Origin of the sequence: Novosphingobium sp. Fuku2-ISO-50 (assembly GCF_001519055.1) — a bacterium.
In the GTDB taxonomy this organism is placed as follows: Bacteria; Pseudomonadota; Alphaproteobacteria; order Sphingomonadales; family Sphingomonadaceae; genus Novosphingobium.
This window is the reverse complement of record NZ_KQ954294.1, coordinates 159,305-179,687: the sequence shown is the minus strand read 5'-3', so window position 1 is coordinate 179,687 and position 20,383 is coordinate 159,305. Positions and strand designations below refer to the sequence as shown.

Genomic DNA, 20,383 nt, shown 5'->3' with positions numbered 1-20,383 from the left:
CCCTTGCGCGCGGCGTCGACGGCTTCCTGCAGCTTGTCCTTGCCGACTGCGCCGGGAATGATCTGCCCGCCGATGGCAAAGGCCGGGGTGCCGTTGATCCCCAATTGATGCGCATAAGCGAGGTTATGCTCGATCTCCTGCTGCACGTCGGGGCGATCGGCAAAGGTGCGCGCGGCATCGAGATTGAGCCCGGCCCTGGTCGCGGCGGCGGCAATGCTCGCCGCATCGGGGCGCGCACCGGCAAACATCGCCGCATGATAGGCGGCATATTTGCCCTGCGCGGCGGCGGCGAGCGCCATCTTGGCTGCGGGCAGGCTTTCGGGCGCGATGATCGGCAATTCGCGCAGCACGACTTTGAGATCGGGATTGGCGGCGATCAGCGCATTGATGTCGGCGACGCTGCCCCGGCAATAGGTGCAGGCGAAATCGCTGAATTCGACCAGCGTCACTTTGCCCGCCGGATTGCCCAGAACAGCACCGGGAAACGGGGTTTCGAGCGCGGCGCGCACGGGCTTCAGCCGGTCGGCATTCTCGCGCGCCTGCAGCCGGTCCATCGCTTCGGGCAGAATTTCGGGATGTTCGAGAATGGTGGCGCGCACCAGCGCCTCGATCGCGGCGCGCTTGGCCGGGCCGATCCCCGCTTGCGCCAACTGGGCGGAAACCGCATCGTCGCCCGCGCGTTCGCGAGAGGCGCGATACCAGCCGAACGAACCGGCGGCGAGGGCGGCAAGGGCGAGGGCCATGGCCACAAAGCGAGAGCGGGGTGAAAGCTGCATGGCGGGGCTCTACTTCTTCTTGCGCTTGCGCTCAATCATCGCGCGCGAACTCATTGCGATGTCTTGCGCGCGCAGCCAGTCGGGCGATCCTTTGGGCAGCGCGGCTTCGGCAGCTTCGGCATTGCGCATGGCCTCGGCAAAGTGCAGCTCCATCTGCTGCTGCTCGGCGCTGGCGAGGCGTGCGCGCGGCGTATCGCCTTCGGCTTCATAGACCACGCCCAGTTCGTACCAGGCAAAGGGGTTGTCATGATCCCTGGCGACCGCCGCCTTGAGCACGCGCTCTGCCTCGGAGAAATTCGCGCGGTCTTCGGTTGCAAGCAAGGCGTGGCCAAACGTCGTGGCGATCAGCGGTTGATTGCGCGTCAGCGCGACCGCGCGGCGCAAAGGGGGAATCGCATCGAGCGGACGGCCGGATTCGAGCAGAACCTGGCCCTTGAGTTCCAGCGCATAAGGATCGTCGGGTTCCTGATCGAGAATGGCGTCGGTTTCGGCCAGCGCTTTGTCCATGAACGCCTGCTTGTGATAGGCATAGGCGCGGGCATAATGTGCGGGCACATCGTTCAGATATGCGGGATAGGCGGTCAGCGTCTGCTCCGGCTCGGCCAGATAGCCATAGAGCTTGGCCTTCACGCGCAGAAAACGGCGTTGCAGATCGGGGTTTTCGGGCCGGGTCCAGGCCGGATCGTGCTCGAACGAATCCTTGAGCGTGGCCAGCCGGTCGGCGGTCATCGGGTGGGTGCTGTAGAACTCGGAATCGGCCGTGCGGTGAAAGCCATAGCGGAATTCCATGTTCTGCAGCTTTTCGAAAAAGCTGACCGAGCCGCGCCCGGAAATCCCGGCGCCCGACAGGAATTTGACGCTGGCGGCGTCTGCGGTCGCTTCCTGCGCGCGGCTGAAGGCAAGGTATTTGCCCATCGCGGCCTGTTCGCCGGCCATGAAGATGCCCATGCCCGCTTCGGGCGCGCCCGCCGCCGCCGCCGCCGCGCCGAGCAGCAACGACAGAAGCGTGATGCCCATCGCCGGGCGGGTGCCTTCGCCGCTGCGGATGACATGGCCGCCGACGATATGGCCCAATTCGTGCGCAAACACGCCCTGGACTTCCTCGGCATGCTCCGCCGCGCCGATCAGGCCCGAATTCATGTAGACGGTCTGCCCGCCGGCCACGAAGGCATTGATTTCGCCGTCATTGAGCAGGACGACATCGACATTTTTCGGATCGAGCCCGGCGGCGGTGATGATCGGCGCCGACATGTCGCGGAAAAACGCTTCGGTTTCGGCATCGCGCAGCACTTCCTGCGCATGGGCATTGCCCCCGCCGAGCAAGCCCCCCCCGAGCACCGTTGTTGCCAGCGCGATCGCCGTCGCGGCGTTGGAAATGAGCTTGCGGACCACGCCCCGGACTATGCCCCGACAGCCTGAACGGGCGGTGAAGCGTGCGCGGTGACGCGCGCGAGAAAACCCAGAACATGGGCAAGCGGGCGCCGGTCGCGGGTAAAGGGGCGGGCAAAACGCATGATCAGCCCTTCATGACCGACGCCTTCGATGAGGTGGGTTTCGCTGGTCGCGCCGCAACTGGCAAGCGCGCGGGCGAGCGCGATCGAATGGCGCGGGCGGACCCGCACGTCATCGGCGCCGTGGAGCAACAGCAGCGGGGGCGCATCGCCGCGCACATGGGTCAGCGGCTGCGTCTCGGCGAGCGGCTCGTGATGGCCAAATGTGGCGATCGTGGCGTTATCGTCGAGCGGCAGAAAATCATACGGCCCGGCAAGCCCGACAATACCGCGCAGCGCATGCGGGGGCAGCCCGCTGGCGACATGCCAGCGCGGATCGAGCGCGAGCATGACCGCGTTGTAGGCGCCGGCGGAATGGCCCATCAGCACGACCCGCGCGGCATCGCCGCCGTGCGCTGCGGCATGCGCGGCGATCCAGCCCATGGCCGCCGCGCCGTCTTCGAGCATGGCGGGATAGCGCCCGTCGGGATGAAGCCGGTATCCGGCAAGCACGACGGCATGGCCATGAGGCGCAAGCCTGCGCGCGATAAAGCGATAATCGTGCGGTGTGCCGCTCGTCCAGCCGCCGCCATGAATGAACATCACGATCGGCAAGGCGCGGCCGGTCACCGCCGGATCGAGCGTCGGATCGGTCGGTACGAACATCTGCAACCGCTGTGCCGGATCGGGCCCGAATTGTGTCGCACCGGCCAGCCTGATCGCACCATCGCCCCCCGCCAGCAGGCGATCGGTCGAATCGAGCAGGCCGACGCCGCCGCGCGACGTTGCCGCGCCGATCCCGACAAGGCCGACCCCGCCGAGCAACAGGAACGCGAGGCCGGTCAGACCCTGCGGGCTCACGACGCGTCACGATGCGGCTTGGCCGTCTGGCGGCGTGGTTGAACGTGGGGCGGCATTGCCGTCAGGCTAGCCCACAAGGCGGGCATTGTCGACGTGTCCGGCGAAGCGCGATGGAACTGATGCAGCTGAGGCCCTCCGCACGTCAAAAGGTTCACTCAGTCGGTGCGCTCATCCGAAAAGTGGCGCGTCACGCGGGCGAGCAGCGCGGCGTCGTCGTTGATCTCGCCGATCATCGTCGGATCGCCGCCGGGCTGGCGGCGGACCATGACCAGCGCGAATTCGGCGCCGTCGCGCGGCAATTCGGCCAGCGGTCGGACGGGCAGGGCGCGCGCTGTCGCCTGCCATGCCTTGCGCGCAACGGCGGCGCGATCCTCGCCCCGGCGCGCGGCGCGTTCGCGTGCGATGATCGCCTTGATCCCGCCCGGTGCCCGCGTCAGAAATTCGGCGAGTTCGCCTTTGCCAAGGCCGATGCGGCGGGCATGGCCGAGCACGGTCGCGTATTCGGTCAGCCGCGTCTTGTCGTAATCGGCGCCGAACACCAGCTTGACCAGCGGGATCAGCGGCGCGCGTTCCTGCAGGCGCAGACCGGCTTCGGCCACCAGCCGCGCATAGTCTCCGGGCGCGCTGTCGGCCTCCAGCGCGAAATCCCACGCGCGGCTGATCGCGCCATAAAGCGACTGACGCGTGCGGTCTTCGCTGGCCAGCGCGCGCAAGGCGCAGGCGCGCGCCTTTTCAAGCCATTCGGCCAGAGTGTGCGGCTCGGCATTTGCCGGGGCATGCGGCTCGGCGGAGATGAACGGCGACAGATCGAGCGGGGCATCGGGTTCGTCGGTCCACGCCGTGTCCGCCGCAGTCGCGGTCGGGCCGTCGGCCCAGGTTCCCGCAGTCCACGGATCGTGATCCGGCTCGTCGCTGGACCAGACCGTGCGCGGCTTTGCCGACGATGACAGGGCGGCTGAAACATGGGCGGCTGAAACATGGGGGGAGACGGGCGCGTCTGCCCCCGGCTTGCGTCGCGGCACCACCGGCGTATCGCCGAGCGCCTGACCGATTTCGAGCATCAGTTCGTCGGTGGTGCGCTGGTCGGCGAGTTCCTTCCAGTTGATCACCCCATAGATATAGTCGATCGTCGCATCGTTGGTCGAAAAGGGCAGCAGGATGCCGCGATAGAGAATCGTCGCCCCGCGCTGGTTGATGAATTCCGCTTCAAATCCGATCGGCGCCTCGTTGGCGATGATCTGCAGGTAATGGTCGGTAATCCGCGACAGAACCGAGCGGCCGGGGACATCGCCGAGTCGTTCGATCGGCCCGTCGCTGCCACATTCGGCGGCCAAGGCCGGCCCGAGCGCCAGCACGGCGGGATCTTCCAGCCCTTCGGCAAAATGCAGCAGGACGGCATTGGCGGAAAATTCGGGCAAATCGCCCGCGATCAGCCGGTCGGGCGTGGGAAAGCGCCGCTTGCCCAGCAGGCCTGCCCAGTAATTGTAGGCGCGGACCTGCATCCGGCGTTCGTCCTGCCCGATTGCCGGGGGCGGCGAATCGATCACGTCGTCCTCATCATCTGGACCAAAATCCGAACCGCGCAGCACATCCATAGGATAATCGCACCTTCCCGCGAACAGGCCGGGCAGGCATGATTTGCCCTCAATCCGCGCCGTGAACGGGTCGGTTGTGGCGCAACATGGTAAAAATAAGACTAAGTTGCGCGACGGTTTCCTTGGGGGATTTGCGGATCAGCGACCGGTGTTGGCCATGGGCGGAAACACCCCGCTCATCGACACGAAGCCGGGCAAAAAGCGCACGCGGTCGCACCAGCGGCGCAGCGCGGGCCGATCGCGCAGCGACAGGCCGCCGTCCTCGCACGGGGCGATGAACACGAAACAGGCAAGATCGGCAATGCTCGGGTGCGGCCCCTCGATCAGCCAGTCCTGCCCGATCCTTTCGCCGAACCACATCCGCCGTTCGACTTCGTCGAGCAGAGCGTTTGCCTGCGCGCGCGCCGCAGCGGCATCGCCGGGCGCGCCGAACGTGTCGATCAACCGCGCGGCGCCCGCGCTGGCGCCAAGGTCGCGCGCCATGCCGAGCCAGCCGATCAGCGCGGCATGCTCTGCCGGAAACCACGCGCGATCATGCGTCAGCGCCAGATGGGCGAGCGCTTCGAGCCAATCGGTGATGAGGCACGGCCCGTCGACCAGCACCGGCAGCGTGCCGAGCGGATTGAGCGCGAGAAACGCTTCGGTCTGATTTGCGTGTCCGGGATAGACATCGAGCGGCTTCAGATCGAGCGTCGCCCCGAGGCATCCGGCGAGCAGCCGCACGGCATAACAGGGCGCCAGATGATGCGCGTCGTAAAGGATCATGCCGCTTGCTCCAGCCGGCGCCGCAGCGCGAGAAGCGCATGGTCGGCACGCACGAGGTCATCATCAAGGGCGATCCCGCGCACGATCGTCGCGGTTTCGTCGAGCGGTTGCAGCACCAGCGCCAGCCCCGCAAGCGGCTCTTTGACAAGCGCATGCGCCACGCTTGCCGCCGGGCGCGCGATCGGGATCGCACGCAGGACGGCGCCGGGGGGCAATGCCGGGGGCGCGCCGATCGGCTCGATTCCGCTCCAGACCAGCCCGGCGGACAGAGCGACGGGCCAGACGGCGGCATGGATGGTGCGCGGCACTTTCAGGTCCGGCTGCGCGGGGATGAACGTGCAGGCGCCGGTCTTGCCAAAGCGCCAGGCATGATATTGGCAGCGCAGTTCGTCGCCGACCACTTCGCCCAGCGAAAAGCGCACGCCGCGATGCGGGCAGCGGTCTTCCCAGACATGGACGCCGCCATCGGTGCTGCGCCATGCGGCCAGTTCATGCCCGCCCAGCATCGTGCGATAGACGTGATCCTTGGGCAGGTCATGCTCGGCGGCAATCGCGTACCACACGCCCGCTTGCAGCCCGTTCATGCCGCGCGCGCCTTTTCGTCGGCGCGGATCACGCCCCAGGTCAGCCCGATCGCGCTCAGCCAGCGGCGATAGGCGACCGACGACTTGTCCGCAGCGATCGGCAGTTCCGCGCCATCGGCCAGCGGCAGCCGCTTGGGCACCTGATTTTCGAGAATCGGTTTGTCCTGCATGAAAATGGTCTGCTGAAAGGCGCGCAGCGCCGCGGGTGTGGTGCCGTCGGGCAGGCACAGCAACAACGGGTGCGCGATGCTGGTTTCCTCGGTCACCGGCTGCACGATCAGGAAAATGATGTCGAATCGATCGCGCTGGACCGGGTTTGCCTTGTAGAGGCAGGTCGCCAGCGGGCGTTCCACTTTATAGATATAGTCGACCATGAAGCCTTCGGTCGCGGCGGGGGAAGCCTGTGGCTGAAACATCTTGCATTGCGTCGCGATGATCCCGCCTTCGGGCAGGGGCTCGACTGTGTAGGGCAGCACGCGGGTATGAGGATCGTCGCCGAGATAGCGCGCGTGAACATAGCCGAGATGGCCAAGATCGAGGAAATTCTCGATCACCCGGGGCCCCGAGGCGCGCACGCCGACAGAGCCCACCACCACGATCGGGCGATCGGGCTCATCGGCTTCGGGAATGGGCAGAATCCCGCGCGTCGGTGTGCCGAGGCAGACCCAGACGAGGCCGTAGCGTTCGTCCTGATGCAGCGCAGCATGATCGACCCGCTGCACCGCGATCGTGCCGTCCGCATTGATCGTCACGACAAGCGGCACGCCCAGCAGCATGGTTTCATGCGCGCGCGCCGGATCGAGCATGCAGCGCGCTGCCACCGGGTGCCAATCGTTCCACAAGATCGGGTCTACAGGTGTCATCGGCCCCACTGTCGTTATCGCGGTTCATGCATTCGCGCCGGTTGGCTAGGCCGCGCGGCGACAAAGTCCAGCGCGTTTTTTCGCATCCGCCGTTGCGCTCTTTTGCTGGGGGATATGGGCGCGGCGTGCTTTGGCCTGCATCAAATTGCCACAAAGGGTGCGTGCGCAAATTTGTGACACTTTTCCTGAAAAACGATGCTGTGCGTTTTTTTCGTTTCGCAAACGCGAAAAATGGCATTGGCGAGAGGCATGCCCCGCAGCTAGGGTCTGGGGCTGAGGGAATGTGTACGGGTTGGGGCCAAGGGGGGCGCCGCCCGGCGGGCCGGTCGATCGGTCCAGATCAGAACAGGGAGAAATCATGAGGAATTGGGATCGCATCAGCGGGGCGGATTCGCGTCTGGTCGCTCGGGGGCTGCGTGGTGTCTGCATGGTTTCGGCGACTGCCCTGACTTTTGGGGCCCTGATGCTCGGCATGGCCGCAGCGCCCGCATTCGCCGCCGAAGCGAGTGCGCCGGCCGATAGCGCCGCGCCGATCACCGACATCGTGGTCACTGCGCAAAAGCGCGAAAGCAATGTGCAAAAGACGCCGCTGGCGATTACCGCGCTGCCGGCGGAACTGCTCAAGCAGAACGCGGTGGCCGATGCGGTCGATCTCAACGGACTGGTTCCCGGCCTTGTCGTGTCGACGTCCGAAGGTTTCGAACGCAATCTCGCCATTCGCGGGATCGGCTTCAACGTGCCGCAAAATGACAGCGCGCAGCCGTCGATTTCGTACCATGTCGATGGCGTCTACATCGCCAATCCGGTCGCGCTGAATACCAATTTCCTCGATGTCGATCATCTCGAAGTCGTGCGCGGGCCGCAGGGCACCGTCTATGGCCAGAATTCGACCGGCGGCACGGTCAATCTGGTCACTGTCCAGCCCAAGCTCGGCCAGACCACCGGCTTTCTCAAGGTCGATGCCGGGATGTATGCGCTGGGCCAGTTCGAAGGCGCGCTCAACCTGCCGATCGGCGATACTTTGGCGGTGCGCATCGCGGCGCAAGGCACGCATCATGACGGCTATGCCCGCGCGACCAATGTGCCGGGCACCAACGGCAATTACGCGCTGTCGAACGAAAACAGCCTGCACGGGCGGATCACGCTGCTGTTCCAGCCCGACGACAAGTTCAGCCTCGAACTGCGCGCCGAATATGCCCGCGCGCGCAATCACGAGACCGAAGGCAAGAACATCTTCGACCCCAATCCCAATCCCTGGCAGCAGACGTCGGACTGGCCGGGCCGGATCGAATATGACAACGACTTGTTCAGCGCCACGGCCAGCTACGATTTCGGCTTTGCCAAGCTGAAGGCGCTGGGTAGCTGGCAGATGGTCCGCCAGAACGGCTCGGTCAACGAAGACGGTCTCGACGTGGCCAACGCGGTCGCGATCTATGGCTATACCGACCCGACCAACCCGGCCAATGTCTACAACGACGTCCACGATATCCAGTATTTCTTCCACCGCTCGACGGCGCGCACGGCGGAAATCGATCTGGCCTCGCCCGGCGGGCAGACAATTGACTGGATCGTCGGGGGTTTCTACCTCAGCTCGGACTATCGCGTCGGTTATGATCAGTACGCGATCAATTCGTTTCCAACCACGGGCGATCCCGGTTCGCTGCTCAATCAGCTCTATCCGATCGTCACCGACCCCAACGCGCTGGGATTTGGCGGGAACAACGGCTTTTATTATCCCTATTTCTATTCCTATTCCTACCTGACGCGCCATTCCTGGTCGCTTTATGGGCAGGCCACGGCGCACCTCTCGTCAAGCCTGCGGCTGACCGGCGGCGTGCGCTATACGCACGATTCCAATACCACCAGCATTTGCGACTATGCCTGCGGCGCGCCGGTCAATGTTGCGCTGAGCAATACGGCATGGACGGGCAAAGTCGGCGTCGAATACGACGTTGCCGCGCGCACGATGGCTTATGGCAGCTGGTCGACCGGGTTCAAGCCGGGCGGCGGCAATATCTCGGCCACGCCGATCGTGCTGGGCTATACCTACAACCCCGAAACCATCAAGGCGTGGGAACTGGGGATCAAGACGACGCAGGCGGGCGGCAAGCTGCGGCTCAACCTCGCCGGGTTCTACTACTTCTACAACAACCTGCAATTCGAAGGCGAAGACGCCATCGCCTATCAGGGCGGGGTGGCCAATATCCCGGCGATGCATGTCTACGGGATCGAGGCGGAAATGAACGCGGTGCTGCCCGCCGGTTTCCGCTTTGACGGCAATCTGACTGTCGAAGGCAGCAAGATGACCGGGCATTACCAGCTGCTCGACAACATCACCGGTTATAACATCGACAAGAAGATCTTTGCCCAATACCCCTCCCTTGGCGACACCTGCGTGTTCGCCAGCCCCACCTGTGCGGCGCAGGACGTGGCGGCGCGGTCTTCGGCCTATTACGATGTCTATGGGAATCCGGCGCCGAACCTGCCGTCGGTGACCGCGACCGGTACGCTCAGCCACACGCTCGATCTCGGCAACGGCTCGTCGTTCCTGACGGCTGTGCAGGGCGAATATCGCCACAGCTATGTCAACGCGCCCTATGGCGATGTCGTGATCGACGGCGTGCACGTCTATCGCACGCCGGGCTATGTGTTGTGGAACCTGTCGCTGCGCTACAAGCCGAGCGATCCGCGCCTGACGTTCTCGGCCTCGGTCAAGAATGTGTTCAACACCGGCGCGGTGCTGGGGCAGTTCACCAACCAGTTCGGCGGCGAAGTCACGCGCCAGTACGAACCGCCCCGGCGCCTGATCGTGTCCGCCGAATACAAGTTCTGAGCATTCCCTCTTTCGCCACTCCCGCGCCCTCTTTCGTCACTCCCGCGAAAGCGGGAGTCCGGTCTGCCGTCTAGACCGGATGCCCGCGTGCGCGGGCATGACGAAAAGGGCGGGGCGTGGGTGATGCCCGGCCTTTGCCAAATCCCGCCCACCCCCTAATGGTTGAGCCCATGACCAGCGCCGCATCGCCCGCCTTTGAACCTGCCGCATCCACATGGCTTGACCGTCGCTTTGCGTTTCGGGCGCGCGGCAGCGATGTGCGCACCGAAGTGCTGGCGGGGTTCACCACGTTTTTCACCATGGCCTATGTCGTGGTGGTCAATCCGGCGATCCTGGGCATGGCGGGGATGCCGATCGCAGGCGTGGCGACGGCGACCTGCATCGGCTCGCTGCTTGCCTGCCTGATCATGGGGTTTCTGGCCGACGTGCCGGTGGCGATGGCGCCGGGCATGGGGCTCAATGCCTATTTCAGCTTTACGGTGGTGCAGCAGATGCACTTGCCCTGGCAGGTCGGGCTGGTCTGCGTGTTTTTGTCGGGGCTGTTCTTTCTGGTGCTGACTCGGCTGGGCGTGCGGCAGATGGTCATGTCGGTGATCCCGCATCACTTGCTTGCGGCGGTCGCGGCGGGGATCGGCATGTTCATCGCGCTGATCGGGCTGAAAAATGCCGGGATCGTGGTCGCCAATCCGGAAACGATCGTCGCGCTGGGTAAAATGACCGCGCCGGGACCGCTGCTCAGCCTGGTCGGCCTTGCGCTGATCATGGCCTTGACGCTGCTGGGCGTGCGCGGCGCGATTCTCATCTCGATTCTCGTCACCACCGTGATCGGCATCGCCACCGGCATGGCCCCGGTCGCGGCTGCGCATCAGGGCTGGGCGGACATGGGCTCGACCATCCTTGCGCTCGATCCGGCCTGGGCCTGGCGCCTGTTCGGCCATGGTTGGGGCGTGCTCGAAGTCGTGTTCGTGTTCCTGTTCGTCGACTTGTTCGAAAACATCGGGACACTGGTCGCCGTGACGCGCAAGGCCGGTCTCGTGCGTCCGGACGGATCGATCCCCGGGCTCAATCGCATGCTCTATGCCGATTCGATTTCGTCGATGATCGGCGCCTTGCTCGGCACGACGACAGTGACCAGCTATGTCGAAAGCGCGACCGGGGTCGAAGTCGGCGGGCGCAGCGGCCTGACCGCAGTGATCACCGGCCTCCTGTTCCTCGTCGCGCTGCCGTTTGCGCCTTATGCGCAGCTCGTGCCGCTGGCGGCGACCGCGCCCGCGCTGATCGTGGTCGGCGCGCTGATGATGGCGCCGCTCATCGAAATCGACTGGAACAAGAGCGAAGAGGCGATTCCCGCTTTTCTCGCGCTGGTGATGATCCCGCTGACGTTTTCGATCGCCAACGGGCTCGCTTTCGGGATTACCGCCCATGCGCTGATCAAGGCGCTGCGCCGCGAATTCACCCGCGAAAACGCGCTGCTGTTTGTGCTCGCGGTGCTGTTCGTGTTTCGCTTCGCCTATATCGCCGGGGTGTGATTTCGGCAGGGTACTTGCCGCAAATCAAACATCAGCCGGCTTCACCGTTGCAATCTGCGGGGCAAGGATCATCACGGTGATCCACCAACGCGGATTGGACGGGAGAGCGGGCATGGCTTTGAATTTCACGCTGCATGGCGCGGGCCGCACGGTTACCGGATCGACGCTTGAATTTGCGCACGGGGCCACGCGGATTCTGGTCGATCACGGCATGTTTCAGGGCTCGCGCTCGCTGGAAGAGCTCAACCGCGCTTCGACGCTGGACGATCCGGGCGCGATTGCCGCAGTAATCCTGACCCATGCGCATATCGACCATTGCGGGCTGCTGCCCCGCCTTGTCGCCGATGGCTATACCGGGCCGATCTGGTGCACGCGCGAAACCGCCGATCTGATCGAATACATGCTGGCCGATTCCGGACGAATCCAGGAATCCGAGGCCTTGCGTCAGAACCGTCGGCGCGATCGGCGGCACAAGGAAGATGTCGAACCGCTCTATACCGAGGCCGACGCGCTGGCCGCGTGCAAGCAGGCGCGTGTGATCGGCCTGCACGAATGGTTCGAGCCCGCGCCGGGATTTCGCGCGCGGCTGTGGAATGCGGGGCACATCCTTGGCGCGGCCTCGGTCGAGCTGGAATGCGACGGCGTCCATTGGCTCTGTTCGGGCGACATCGGCCCCGACAACAAGGCGTTCGAGCCCACGCCCGAGGGGCCGCAGGGCCTGGACTACGTGATATGCGAATCGACCTATGGCAATCGCGAGCGGACGCGTGTGACCATCGAGGAACGGCGCGCCCTGCTCGCCGGTGTGATCAACGAGGCGCTGGGGCGCGGGGGCAATCTGATCATCCCGGCCTTTGCGCTCGAACGCACGCAGGAACTCTTGCTCGACATCGCCACGCTGTCGCGCGAGGGGCATATCGGCAATGCGATGGTCTTTGTCGATTCCCCGCTCGCCAATCGCACCACGCAAGTCTTTGCCCGCTATCAGAACGAGCTTGAGGATACCGGCGGCAAGGACGTGTTTCACCACCCGTCGATCCACTATGTCTCCGAAGTCATGGAATCGATGCGGCTCAACACCGTGTCGGGCGCGATCATCATGGCGGCGTCGGGCATGTGCGAGGCCGGGCGCATCCGGCACCATCTGTTTCACAACCTGCACCGGCGCGAATCGACTGTGCTGTTCGTCGGCTTTCAGGCGCAAGGGTCACTGGGCCGCGTCATTCTCGACGGGGCGCAGCATGTCCGCATTTCGGGCCGCGATGTCGAAGTGCGCGCGACCATTCGCCAGATCGATTCCTATTCCGCCCATGCCGATCAGCGCGAATTGCTGGCCTGGATCGCCGCGCGCGGGCCGATCGCCGGAAGCCTGATGCTCGATCACGGCGAAAGCGATGCGATCGACACGCTTGCCGGGCTGGCAAGGGACCAGCACCTCGCCGCATCGGTGGTAATCCCGGAAATCGGCGAAACCTTTGAATTGAACGCCGGCCAACCGGCGCACCGCATCCGCGCCGCCGATCCGGCGCTCGCCCATGCGATCGGCCGTGACTGGCAGAACGAATATGCCGACCTTGCCAGCGGGCTCAAGCACCGGCTCGAAGCGATCAAGGATGCGGAGCGCCGCAAACAGGCGATCGCCGAAATGCGCAAGGTTCTCGACAGCTACACCGCGTTTCGCGAAGCGAAGAAGGACCGATCAGGCGCATCGTGACCACCATGGCGGCAATGGGAATTGAAATATCGCCCTGTTCTGACACTATCGCGGTCTCTGCGCCGGAGTGTCCGGTCTGAAACCTTGCTGTATCCGTTTGCGGCCCGGATTTCCCCATGACCATTCTTCTCCAGCCGACAACCGTGCCAACGCTGGTTTTTCTCGGCCGCAATGACCGGACGAGGAAATCCGATCTCATCGCGGGGATTGCCCGGCGGTTGGGCGATCAGGGTTGCACGCTGCACTGGTTCCGATCCGATCGGGCGCAGGCGTCAGACCGTATCGACCAGTCGATTGGCAAGCGTTGGCCGGTGCTCGGGGGGAGCCGTGCGCTGATGCCGCTGCATCGCCGGCTGTTGCGGGCGGCTGTCAAGACGGCGCTGGCCGTGGCGGATCGCAACCGCTGGGCCGTTCTGAAGGCGGCGATCGTGACCGAGCCGGTGATGGATGCGCGCGAACTGGCCGAATTTCTCGATGACCTGCCGTCTTCGCAGGTGCATGTGGTCGGCCACTCTGCCGGGGCGATCGTGGGGACGATGGTTGCGGCCCATCCCAAAGTCGCCGGGGTGATCTGCTTCGGCTATCCCTTTCGGCACCCGGCCCGCCCGCCCGAGCCCTATCGAACCAGACCTCTCGCGAGGGTGCCGCGGCCGCTGCTCGTGCTGCAGGGATCGGGCGACATCTATGGCTCCGATCCGTCGTCGATCATTCGGCTGCTACCCGCATCCGGCAAGCTCGTGATGCTGGTCTGCGATCACGATTATGACCGGGTTGCCCCGGCTGAGTTCGACAAGGTCTGGTGCGCCGTGTGCGATTTCCTGAGCGAAACGCGCTGACTTATTGCGCGCGCGCCGCGATCGCTTCGGCCCTGGCGATCAGGCGCGCGGCGATGTCGCGGTGGAGAAGTTCGGCCATCTTGCCCTGAACCTTGAGCGCGCCTTTGCCCGCATTGGCCGGGTCGGCAAAGGCGGCAACGATCGCGCGCGCTTCGTCGAGTTCGGCGGGATCGGGGGCGAACACGCGGTTGGCGGTGTCGATCTGCGCCGGATGGATCAGCGTCTTGCCGTCGAAGCCGAGATCGCGCGCCTGGGCACATTCGCCTTCCAGCCGGGCGACATCGTCGATCGCGTTGCACACGCCGTCGAGCAGGATCAGGCCGTTGGCGCGCGCCGCCAGCACGACTTGCACCAGCACCGGCAGAAACACCGCGCGCCCCGGCGCCTGCACCATGCCGGTATCCTTGGCGAGATCGTTGAGCCCGAGCACGAAACCGGCGAGGCGGGTCGATCCGGCCATCGCGGCAATCCGCTCGATCGCCAGCACCGCGCGCGGCGTCTCGATCATCACCCACAACGGCACATTCGCGGCATAGCCCGCCGCATCCATCGTTTCCGACAGCGCGGCGATGTCGAATTCGCTATCGACTTTGGGCACGAGCAGCGCTTCGATCGGCGCTGTGGCCAGCGCGGCGATGTCTTCGCCGCCCCATGGCGTGCCGATGGCATTGACCCGCGCGATCAGCCGGCGATGGCCAAATCCGCCCGCGCAGGCTTCCTCGATCAGTGCCGCGCGCGCCTGGGCCTTGGCCTCGGGCGCGACGGCGTCTTCAAGATCGAGCGCAACCGCATCGCAAGGCAGGGTGCGCGCCTTGGCCATCGCGCGGGGGTTCGATGCGGGCATGTAGAGCACCGAGCGGAGCGGTGCCGAAAATTCCGATGCGTCAGGCAGGCTCATGCGCTTTCTCCCCATCTTCGATACGTCCTTCTTCGCGCGACGGCATCGGCGCGATCAACCGCAGGATCAGCGTCAGCGCCAGCCAGGCCGCCGCCAGCCGCAGCGACGCGACCAGCCCGACATGATCGGCCAGGGCCCCCCACACCCATGCGCCCAGCGCCATGCCGCCAAACGCCACCGCCTGATAGATCGACAGACACCGCGCCAGAATGGCCTCGGGCGAACGCAGCTGAATCGCGACATTGAGACTGGTCATCACCGCGACCCAGCCCGACCCGGCCACCAGCGCGGCGATCATCGCCGGACCAAGCGCCTGGGTCGACGACAGCATGACTTGCGCGCCCAGATAGACGACCGTGCTGACCCCGACCACGTCTTCGCTGCCAAAGCGGCGGCGCAGCCTGCTGACAAACAGAGCGCTCAGCACCGAGCCGAGCCCGAATGCGCCGACCACGAGGCCATAGCTGACCTGATCGCCGCGCAGTTGCAGGCGCACGACCACCGGCAACAGCGCCTGAAACCCTGCTGCGCCAAAGCCGAACACCAGCCCGCGCAGCAGCACGCGAAACACCGGCCCCGATCCGAAGCAATAGCGCATCCCGTCAAGAATCGCCTCGCCCATCGGCAGGCGCACGGGCACCGGCATGTCCGGGCGCCAGCGCGCCAGCACCACGATCATCGCCAGATAGCTCAAGGCATTGAGCGCAAAGGCCATGTTGACGCTCCACAGCGAAATCACCAGCCCGCCAAGCGCCGGACCGAGGCTGCGCGCCAGATTGAACGCGATGGCATTGAGCGAGATCGCCTGGGGCAAGTCCGGGCGATCGACCTGTAGCCGCACCGAGGCCTGCCAGGCCGGGCCATTGAGCGCGGTGCCCATGCCGACCATCAGCGTCAGCAGCAGCAGGCTCCACGGCGTGATCGCCCCGGCATAGCCCATGACCGCCAGAACCGCCGAGACGAACAGCATGAACGCCTGCGCCCAGAGCATGACCAGCCGCCGGTCATAGGCATCGGCAATCGCTCCTGCAAAAATGCCCAGCACAAGGATCGGGATCGTGCTCGACGCCTGCACCAGCGCGACCAGCAAGTGGCGACTGGTCAATTCGGTCATCAACCAGGCGGCGGCCACCGCCTGCATCACCGAGCCGACGCTGGAAAACAGGTTTGCGCCCCAGATCGCGCGGAACACCGGGTATCCAAACGGGGCCAGCGCCCCGCCGGGGCCATGGCGCACCTGGTCCGTTGCCGCCGTCACAGGATGTAGCGGAGCTTGATCGCCAGAGTCATGTCGCTGCTGCCGATGGAAACTTTCGCGGCGTCGAATTTCGGCGGGCCGAAATGCACCGGCGCATCGCGCGAAAAGCCATAGCCTTCGGACGGAATGCCCATCGTCTTGTCGAGCCGGCCATTGCCGTTTTCATCGTGAAACAGCGACACGGCATATGTCCCCGGCGCGACATGGCGAAACACCAGCGCCGGGCCGCTTTGCGCGGGCACGCTCAGCCGCAGCGATTGCGGATCCTTGTCGCATTCGGGGAACGTCGCGGGCTTTGTCGTCAGACAGGCGCGGATCAGGCCTTTGGTGTTGCGCAGGCCCGACACGGCGACCGTGACAGTTACCCCGTCGTCTCCGGGGGCGGCCAGGGCGATTTGCGGGATCAGCAGGCACGTGGCCATGGCGAGATGGCGGAGAGGGATCGTCATGGATTGGAAACGCCGCGATCGGTGTGGCACAGATGATCCCAGATGCGGAAATAGAGGCCATAGTTGCATCGGTACTGCTCGTGATGACGCTGATGGTGGCTCGCGGTGATCAGCCAGGCGCCGATCGGCGAATGCACCAGCCAGCGCGGAAACATTTCCCACCCCATGTGATTGGTCACGCCCATCACGGTCATGATCATCAGCACGCCCGCGAGCACACCCGCCTGTATGGGCACGACAAACACCAGCGCGGGGATGAACAGCCCGACGATCGCGGCCTCGACCGGGTGAAAATTCATCGCCGCCCAGGCCGTCGGCGGACGGCTGGCATGATGGATCGCATGGACGGCGCGAAACACCGCCGGGCGATGCATCCAGCGGTGCGTCCAGTAAAACCAGCTATCGTGCAGCACGAGATAGAGCAGCAGCGAGACCGGCATCCACCAGATCGGATAGGCATGCGGATCGCTGTAGATCCGCGTCCAGCCGCGCTGTTGCCAGCCCCAGGCAATGATTCCCGCAGGCAGGCCGTAAATGACGCTGGCGATCAGGCTCCAGCCCACTTCCATGCGGATCTGGCGGCCAAGCCCGGCATAATGGCCCGGACGGACCCGCGCCGTGGCCCAGGCAAAGGCGCCGCTGACGATGACATAGCGAACGGCCACGATCACCGTCATCACCAGCGCGGAAAGGATTATGGGCATCATGGCGCGCCTTATGCCTTGGCGCTGCCATGATGCCCAGATGCTTTGACCCGTTTATTCCGATCAGTTGACCCGCGTCACCTTGTTGCGGTGCTGGCCGACGCCGGGGGCGCCGCGCGGGCGGAACCGGCGCTTGGCCTGACCATCGGCACCGGCATCGCCGACGCCGCCTGCGCGCGGGGCGCCATCGCGGCGCGGTTGGCCGCCGCGGCGATCCTGTCCGTTGCGGTTATGCCCGTGCGAGCGATCGCCTTCGCCTTCGGGGCGGCGCGGCGGCTGCGGCAGGCGCGATGCTTCGGCCAGGAAATCGGCGGGCAGCGAGATCGCTTCGAGCTTTACGCCGGTCAGGCGCTCGATGTCGCGCAGATAGGCCTTTTCGTCCGGTGCGCACAGGCTGATCGCCGCGCCATCGGCCCCGGCGCGCGCGGTGCGGCCGATGCGGTGAACATATTGTTCGGGCACATTGGGCAGTTCGAAATTGAACACGTGGCTGACACCCGCCACGTCGATACCGCGCGCGGCGATGTCGGTCGCGACCAGCACCCGGCAGGCGCCCTGGCGAAACGCTTCGAGCGCGGCGGTGCGCTGCGCCTGCGACTTGTTGCCATGGATGGCGCGGGCATCGATCCCCGCTGCGCCCAGATGGCGGGCGACACGGTCGGCGCCGTGCTTGGTGCGGGTGAACACGAGGCTGCGATCGAGCGTCTTGTCGGCCAGCATCGCGCGGATGCGCAAGCTGAGCAGCGCCTGCTTTTCGGCCTGGTTGACGAACGTGACGTATTGTTCGACGCGTTCGGCAGTGGTCGCCTGCGGCGCGACTTCGACGCGGGCCGGATCCTTGATGAACTGACGGCCAAGGTCTTCGATCGATTTGGGCATCGTTGCCGAAAAGAACAGGCTCTGGCGCTTGGCGGGGAGCATCGCGGCAACCCGCTTGAGCGCGTGGATAAAGCCGAGGTCCATCATCTGGTCGGCTTCGTCGAGCACAAAGATTTCAACCCGGCCGAGCGTCAGCGCGCGATTGTCGATGAGATCGAGCAGCCGCCCGGGCGTCGCGACCAGCACGTCGGTGCCGGGAACCAGGCGCCGCGCCTGCTTGTTGATCGGCACGCCGCCAAACACGCAATCGACCTGAAGATTGAGATGCTTGGCATAACCGCGCATGTTTTCGGCGATCTGCGCCGCCAGTTCGCGCGTCGGCGACAGTACCAGCATGCGGCACGAAGCGGGCTTTTTCACGATCGGATCGGCGGCCAGCCGGTGCAGCGAGGGGAGGGCGAATGCGGCGGTCTTGCCGGTGCCGGTCTGCGCAATGCCGAGCAAGTCGCGCCCTTCCATCAGGGCGGGGATCGCCTGGCGCTGAATCGGGGTGGGATCGGTATAGCCCTTGGCTTCAAGCGCGCGCAGAATGGGCTCGGCAAGGCCGAGTTCGGAAAAATAGGACATGGATAAAGCCTTCGCATCAATAAGGCCGTTCGTCGGGCGCAGTGGCCCAAACGCGGCACAAGGGGGTCGAACCACAAGGGGAATAGCCCCAAGGTTCATGGAGCGACCCGTGCGTGAAAGGGAAGCGGCGGACGTCAAGATCGTTCAGCCGGGGCGGATCACAACCGATGTTTGCCGGTGGATCTCACGCTGCCCGGGCCTGCGGCAAATGGTATTGCCGCCGTCCTTGCAATGCGTGCCCTACGCGTAAATGCTTTCGCAAGCAACAAAAATTGTGCAGGGCAGCAAATGGCCGGGCCTGTCCGCCCGGCGCGGACGAGAATGCCCCTCCATGATGTTCACCGCTTTCTTCACTTCTGCCACGGTCGTCGCGCTCGCCGAAATCGGCGACAAGACGCAATTGCTCGCCGTGGTGCTGGCGACCCGGTTTCATCGGCCCTGGCCGGTGATCGGCGGGATTCTGGTGGCGACGCTGGTCAATCATCTGCTCTCTGCGCTGGTCGGATCGGAAGCGGCCTCGCTGCTCGACAGCCTGTGGTTTCGCGCGGCCGTCGCGGCGGGGTTCGTCGGCATGGGGCTATGGACGCTGGTGCCCGACAAGCTCGATGCGGACGAGGCGGAGGCGGCCGAAGGCAGGGGCGCGTTCGTGACCACGCTGATCGCCTTTTTCCTCGTCGAAATGGGCGACAAGACGCAGATCGCGACGATCGCGCTCGGCGCCCGGTTTCATGATACGCTGGCGGTCGCGGCAGGCACGACGTTGGGCATGATGGCGGCCAATGTGCCGGCGGTGTTCCTGGGGCGCGAAGCGATCCGCCGGGTGCCGCTTGCGCGCATCCGCCTGATCGCCGCGTTTTTGTTCATCGGGCTCGGCCTGTGGCTCGGCGCGCAACTGGCCGGTCTGGTTTAGTCGGTCTGGTTTAAAAACCGCCCCCGCGCGGCATGCAGTGCGGATCGCCCGCGATCGTCAATCGGCGCAAGGCGGCGCGCGCCAACCGTTCCACTTCGACTTTGCGCCTTGCGGCGGCGAGCGGCAGCAGGGGGGCGGGGCGCAGGATTTCGGCATCATAGCCATCGGCGACGATGATCCCGCACGTCTCTGGCCGAAACGCCTCGGTCTCCATCACCGCGCGATCGAGATGCGCCGCCAGGCCCCAGTAGAACCGGTCGCAATGATCGAGATAATCGGGCCATTTTGCATCGCCCAGCAGATCGGCCCGGCTCACCTTGATCTCGACAATGATCACGCTCCCGCGCGCATCGATCCCCATCAGATCCGCCCGCCGCCCGCCTTTGAGCGGCATTTCGGCCACGCACCAGATGTCATTGCGCGCAAACAGCCGCGCAATCCCCCGCGCCACTCCCAAAGCCTCGCGCTCTTGCGCATTTCCCGAAACCGGGCTCGCGTCCGATGAATCGACCATGCCGCTTCATAAGAACAAATCGAAAACATGCCAACCCCGTGCCGCGCAAACGCGAACAAATCTGCGGCGCATCCGGGGCGACGTCAAAAAGGCTGGCACGACCCAATCTTTGCTGCTAACTGCCCCGCTTCATCGGGCACCCGTAGCTCAGCTGGATAGAGTACTGCCCTCCGAAGGCAGGGGTCACAGGTTCGAATCCTGTCGGGTGCACCATTTCGCAATGCCCTGGCGCATTTTGCGCGGCATTGTTTCCCTCATCGGGCTTTTTCAAATTGTGTCGGGCATTGACCGCTGTCCGCCGCGTTGCGCGTCCTTGTGTCGCCCTGTCCCATGCAAAAAGGCGGCCGGTCTGGTGACC

Annotated in this window: 18 protein-coding genes and 1 tRNA gene; 6 read left to right on the top strand and 13 right to left on the bottom strand. The window is 65.1% G+C overall.

Annotation, left to right across the window (positions count from 1 at the left end; translation table 11 throughout):
* The 7 genes from AQZ50_RS13775 to AQZ50_RS13745 form a co-directional block, all read right to left on the bottom strand.
* On the bottom strand, nt 1-776 hold a 776-nt coding region (locus tag AQZ50_RS13775; RefSeq protein WP_067747057.1), incomplete at its 3' end, for a DsbA family protein.
* 9 nt (nt 777-785) lie between these two features.
* On the bottom strand, nt 786-2,168 hold the full coding sequence (locus AQZ50_RS13770; protein WP_067747031.1) for a M48 family metalloprotease: 1,383 nt from the start codon (nt 2,166-2,168) through the stop codon (nt 786-788).
* A gap of 8 nt (nt 2,169-2,176) precedes the next feature.
* A complete protein-coding gene (locus AQZ50_RS13765; RefSeq protein WP_067747030.1) occupies nt 2,177-3,127 on the bottom strand; it encodes an alpha/beta hydrolase in 951 nt (316 codons plus the stop codon).
* A 155-nt stretch (nt 3,128-3,282) separates the two neighbouring features.
* Nucleotides 3,283-4,674 carry a PAS domain-containing protein gene (locus AQZ50_RS13760; RefSeq protein WP_231730294.1) on the bottom strand — a complete coding sequence of 464 codons (1,392 nt, stop codon included), beginning with the start codon at nt 4,672-4,674 and terminating at the stop codon, nt 3,283-3,285.
* A 186-nt stretch (nt 4,675-4,860) separates the two neighbouring features.
* On the bottom strand, nt 4,861-5,487 hold the full coding sequence (locus AQZ50_RS13755) for a glutathione S-transferase family protein (protein WP_067747028.1): 627 nt from the start codon (nt 5,485-5,487) through the stop codon (nt 4,861-4,863).
* Nucleotides 5,484-6,071: a Rieske (2Fe-2S) protein gene (locus tag AQZ50_RS13750; protein WP_067747027.1), complete on the bottom strand. Its 588-nt coding sequence runs from the start codon at nt 6,069-6,071 to the stop codon at nt 5,484-5,486. The genes AQZ50_RS13755 and AQZ50_RS13750 overlap by 4 nt, the downstream gene beginning before the upstream one ends.
* Nucleotides 6,068-6,934, bottom strand: coding sequence for an aromatic ring-hydroxylating oxygenase subunit alpha (locus AQZ50_RS13745; protein WP_067747026.1), 867 nt, complete (start codon nt 6,932-6,934; stop codon nt 6,068-6,070). Before AQZ50_RS13745 ends, AQZ50_RS13750 begins: the two co-directional genes overlap by 4 nt.
* A 358-nt stretch (nt 6,935-7,292) precedes the next feature.
* Between AQZ50_RS13745 and AQZ50_RS13740 the strand changes: the two genes are divergently transcribed.
* The 4 genes from AQZ50_RS13740 (at nt 7,293) to AQZ50_RS13725 (ending at nt 13,846) form a co-directional block, all read left to right on the top strand.
* A complete protein-coding gene (locus AQZ50_RS13740) occupies nt 7,293-9,767 on the top strand; it encodes a TonB-dependent receptor (RefSeq protein ID WP_231730293.1) in 2,475 nt (824 codons plus the stop codon).
* 170 nt (nt 9,768-9,937) lie between these two features.
* Nucleotides 9,938-11,296, top strand: a complete 1,359-nt coding sequence (locus tag AQZ50_RS13735; protein ID WP_082703654.1) for an NCS2 family permease — start codon at nt 9,938-9,940, stop codon at nt 11,294-11,296.
* 112 nt (nt 11,297-11,408) lie between these two features.
* Nucleotides 11,409-13,010, top strand: a complete 1,602-nt coding sequence (locus AQZ50_RS13730) for an MBL fold metallo-hydrolase RNA specificity domain-containing protein (RefSeq protein WP_067747024.1) — start codon at nt 11,409-11,411, stop codon at nt 13,008-13,010.
* Between the two features lie 116 nt (nt 13,011-13,126).
* A complete protein-coding gene (locus AQZ50_RS13725; protein ID WP_067747023.1) occupies nt 13,127-13,846 on the top strand; it encodes an alpha/beta family hydrolase in 720 nt (239 codons plus the stop codon).
* Between the two features lies 1 nt (nt 13,847).
* Here the strand turns inward: AQZ50_RS13725 and AQZ50_RS13720 are convergent, their stop codons facing one another.
* From AQZ50_RS13720 to AQZ50_RS13700, 5 genes are read right to left on the bottom strand one after another with little or no spacing between them, the layout of a single operon-like run.
* Nucleotides 13,848-14,744: an HpcH/HpaI aldolase/citrate lyase family protein gene (locus AQZ50_RS13720; RefSeq protein ID WP_067747022.1), complete on the bottom strand. Its 897-nt coding sequence runs from the start codon at nt 14,742-14,744 to the stop codon at nt 13,848-13,850.
* On the bottom strand, nt 14,731-16,002 hold the full coding sequence (locus AQZ50_RS13715; protein ID WP_067747021.1) for an MFS transporter: 1,272 nt from the start codon (nt 16,000-16,002) through the stop codon (nt 14,731-14,733). Before AQZ50_RS13715 ends, AQZ50_RS13720 begins: the two co-directional genes overlap by 14 nt.
* Nucleotides 15,999-16,451, bottom strand: coding sequence for a DUF2141 domain-containing protein (locus AQZ50_RS13710; RefSeq protein ID WP_231730292.1), 453 nt, complete (start codon nt 16,449-16,451; stop codon nt 15,999-16,001). The genes AQZ50_RS13715 and AQZ50_RS13710 overlap by 4 nt, the downstream gene beginning before the upstream one ends.
* Nucleotides 16,448-17,158 (bottom strand): sterol desaturase family protein, encoded by a 711-nt coding sequence (locus AQZ50_RS13705; RefSeq protein ID WP_067747020.1) that lies wholly within the window; start codon nt 17,156-17,158, stop codon nt 16,448-16,450. The genes AQZ50_RS13710 and AQZ50_RS13705 overlap by 4 nt, the downstream gene beginning before the upstream one ends.
* A 60-nt stretch (nt 17,159-17,218) precedes the next feature.
* Nucleotides 17,219-18,601 carry a DEAD/DEAH box helicase gene (locus AQZ50_RS13700; protein WP_067747019.1) on the bottom strand — a complete coding sequence of 461 codons (1,383 nt, stop codon included), beginning with the start codon at nt 18,599-18,601 and terminating at the stop codon, nt 17,219-17,221.
* A 334-nt stretch (nt 18,602-18,935) separates the two neighbouring features.
* On the opposite strand from AQZ50_RS13700, the gene AQZ50_RS13695 reads away from it, so the two are divergent.
* Complete coding sequence (locus tag AQZ50_RS13695) at nt 18,936-19,511, top strand: TMEM165/GDT1 family protein (RefSeq protein WP_067747054.1); 576 nt, start codon at nt 18,936-18,938, stop codon at nt 19,509-19,511.
* A gap of 10 nt (nt 19,512-19,521) precedes the next feature.
* On the opposite strand, the gene AQZ50_RS13690 is transcribed toward AQZ50_RS13695, so the two are convergent.
* Entirely contained in the window at nt 19,522-20,025 is a 504-nt protein-coding gene (locus AQZ50_RS13690) for an MmcB family DNA repair protein (RefSeq protein WP_067747018.1), read from the bottom strand.
* Nucleotides 20,026-20,161: 136 nt separating this feature from the next.
* Between AQZ50_RS13690 and AQZ50_RS13685 the strand changes: the two genes are divergently transcribed.
* Nucleotides 20,162-20,238: transfer RNA gene (locus tag AQZ50_RS13685), tRNA-Arg, on the top strand.
* The last annotated feature ends 145 nt before the right edge of the window (nt 20,239-20,383 follow it).

Coding starts and splice junctions, on each gene's coding strand:
- AQZ50_RS13755 (WP_067747028.1), bottom strand. CDS start 5,487: ATGATCCTTTACGACGCGCATCATCTGGCGCCCTGTTATGCCGTGCGG.
- AQZ50_RS13750 (WP_067747027.1), bottom strand. CDS start 6,071: ATGAACGGGCTGCAAGCGGGCGTGTGGTACGCGATTGCCGCCGAGCAT.
- AQZ50_RS13745 (WP_067747026.1), bottom strand. CDS start 6,934: ATGACACCTGTAGACCCGATCTTGTGGAACGATTGGCACCCGGTGGCA.
- AQZ50_RS13740 (WP_231730293.1), top strand. CDS start 7,293: ATGAGGAATTGGGATCGCATCAGCGGGGCGGATTCGCGTCTGGTCGCT.
- AQZ50_RS13735 (WP_082703654.1), top strand. CDS start 9,938: ATGACCAGCGCCGCATCGCCCGCCTTTGAACCTGCCGCATCCACATGG.
- AQZ50_RS13730 (WP_067747024.1), top strand. CDS start 11,409: ATGGCTTTGAATTTCACGCTGCATGGCGCGGGCCGCACGGTTACCGGA.
- AQZ50_RS13725 (WP_067747023.1), top strand. CDS start 13,127: ATGACCATTCTTCTCCAGCCGACAACCGTGCCAACGCTGGTTTTTCTC.
- AQZ50_RS13720 (WP_067747022.1), bottom strand. CDS start 14,744: ATGAGCCTGCCTGACGCATCGGAATTTTCGGCACCGCTCCGCTCGGTG.
- AQZ50_RS13710 (WP_231730292.1), bottom strand. CDS start 16,451: ATGACGATCCCTCTCCGCCATCTCGCCATGGCCACGTGCCTGCTGATC.
- AQZ50_RS13705 (WP_067747020.1), bottom strand. CDS start 17,158: ATGATGCCCATAATCCTTTCCGCGCTGGTGATGACGGTGATCGTGGCC.
- AQZ50_RS13700 (WP_067747019.1), bottom strand. CDS start 18,601: ATGTCCTATTTTTCCGAACTCGGCCTTGCCGAGCCCATTCTGCGCGCG.
- AQZ50_RS13695 (WP_067747054.1), top strand. CDS start 18,936: ATGTTCACCGCTTTCTTCACTTCTGCCACGGTCGTCGCGCTCGCCGAA.
- AQZ50_RS13690 (WP_067747018.1), bottom strand. CDS start 20,025: ATGGTCGATTCATCGGACGCGAGCCCGGTTTCGGGAAATGCGCAAGAG.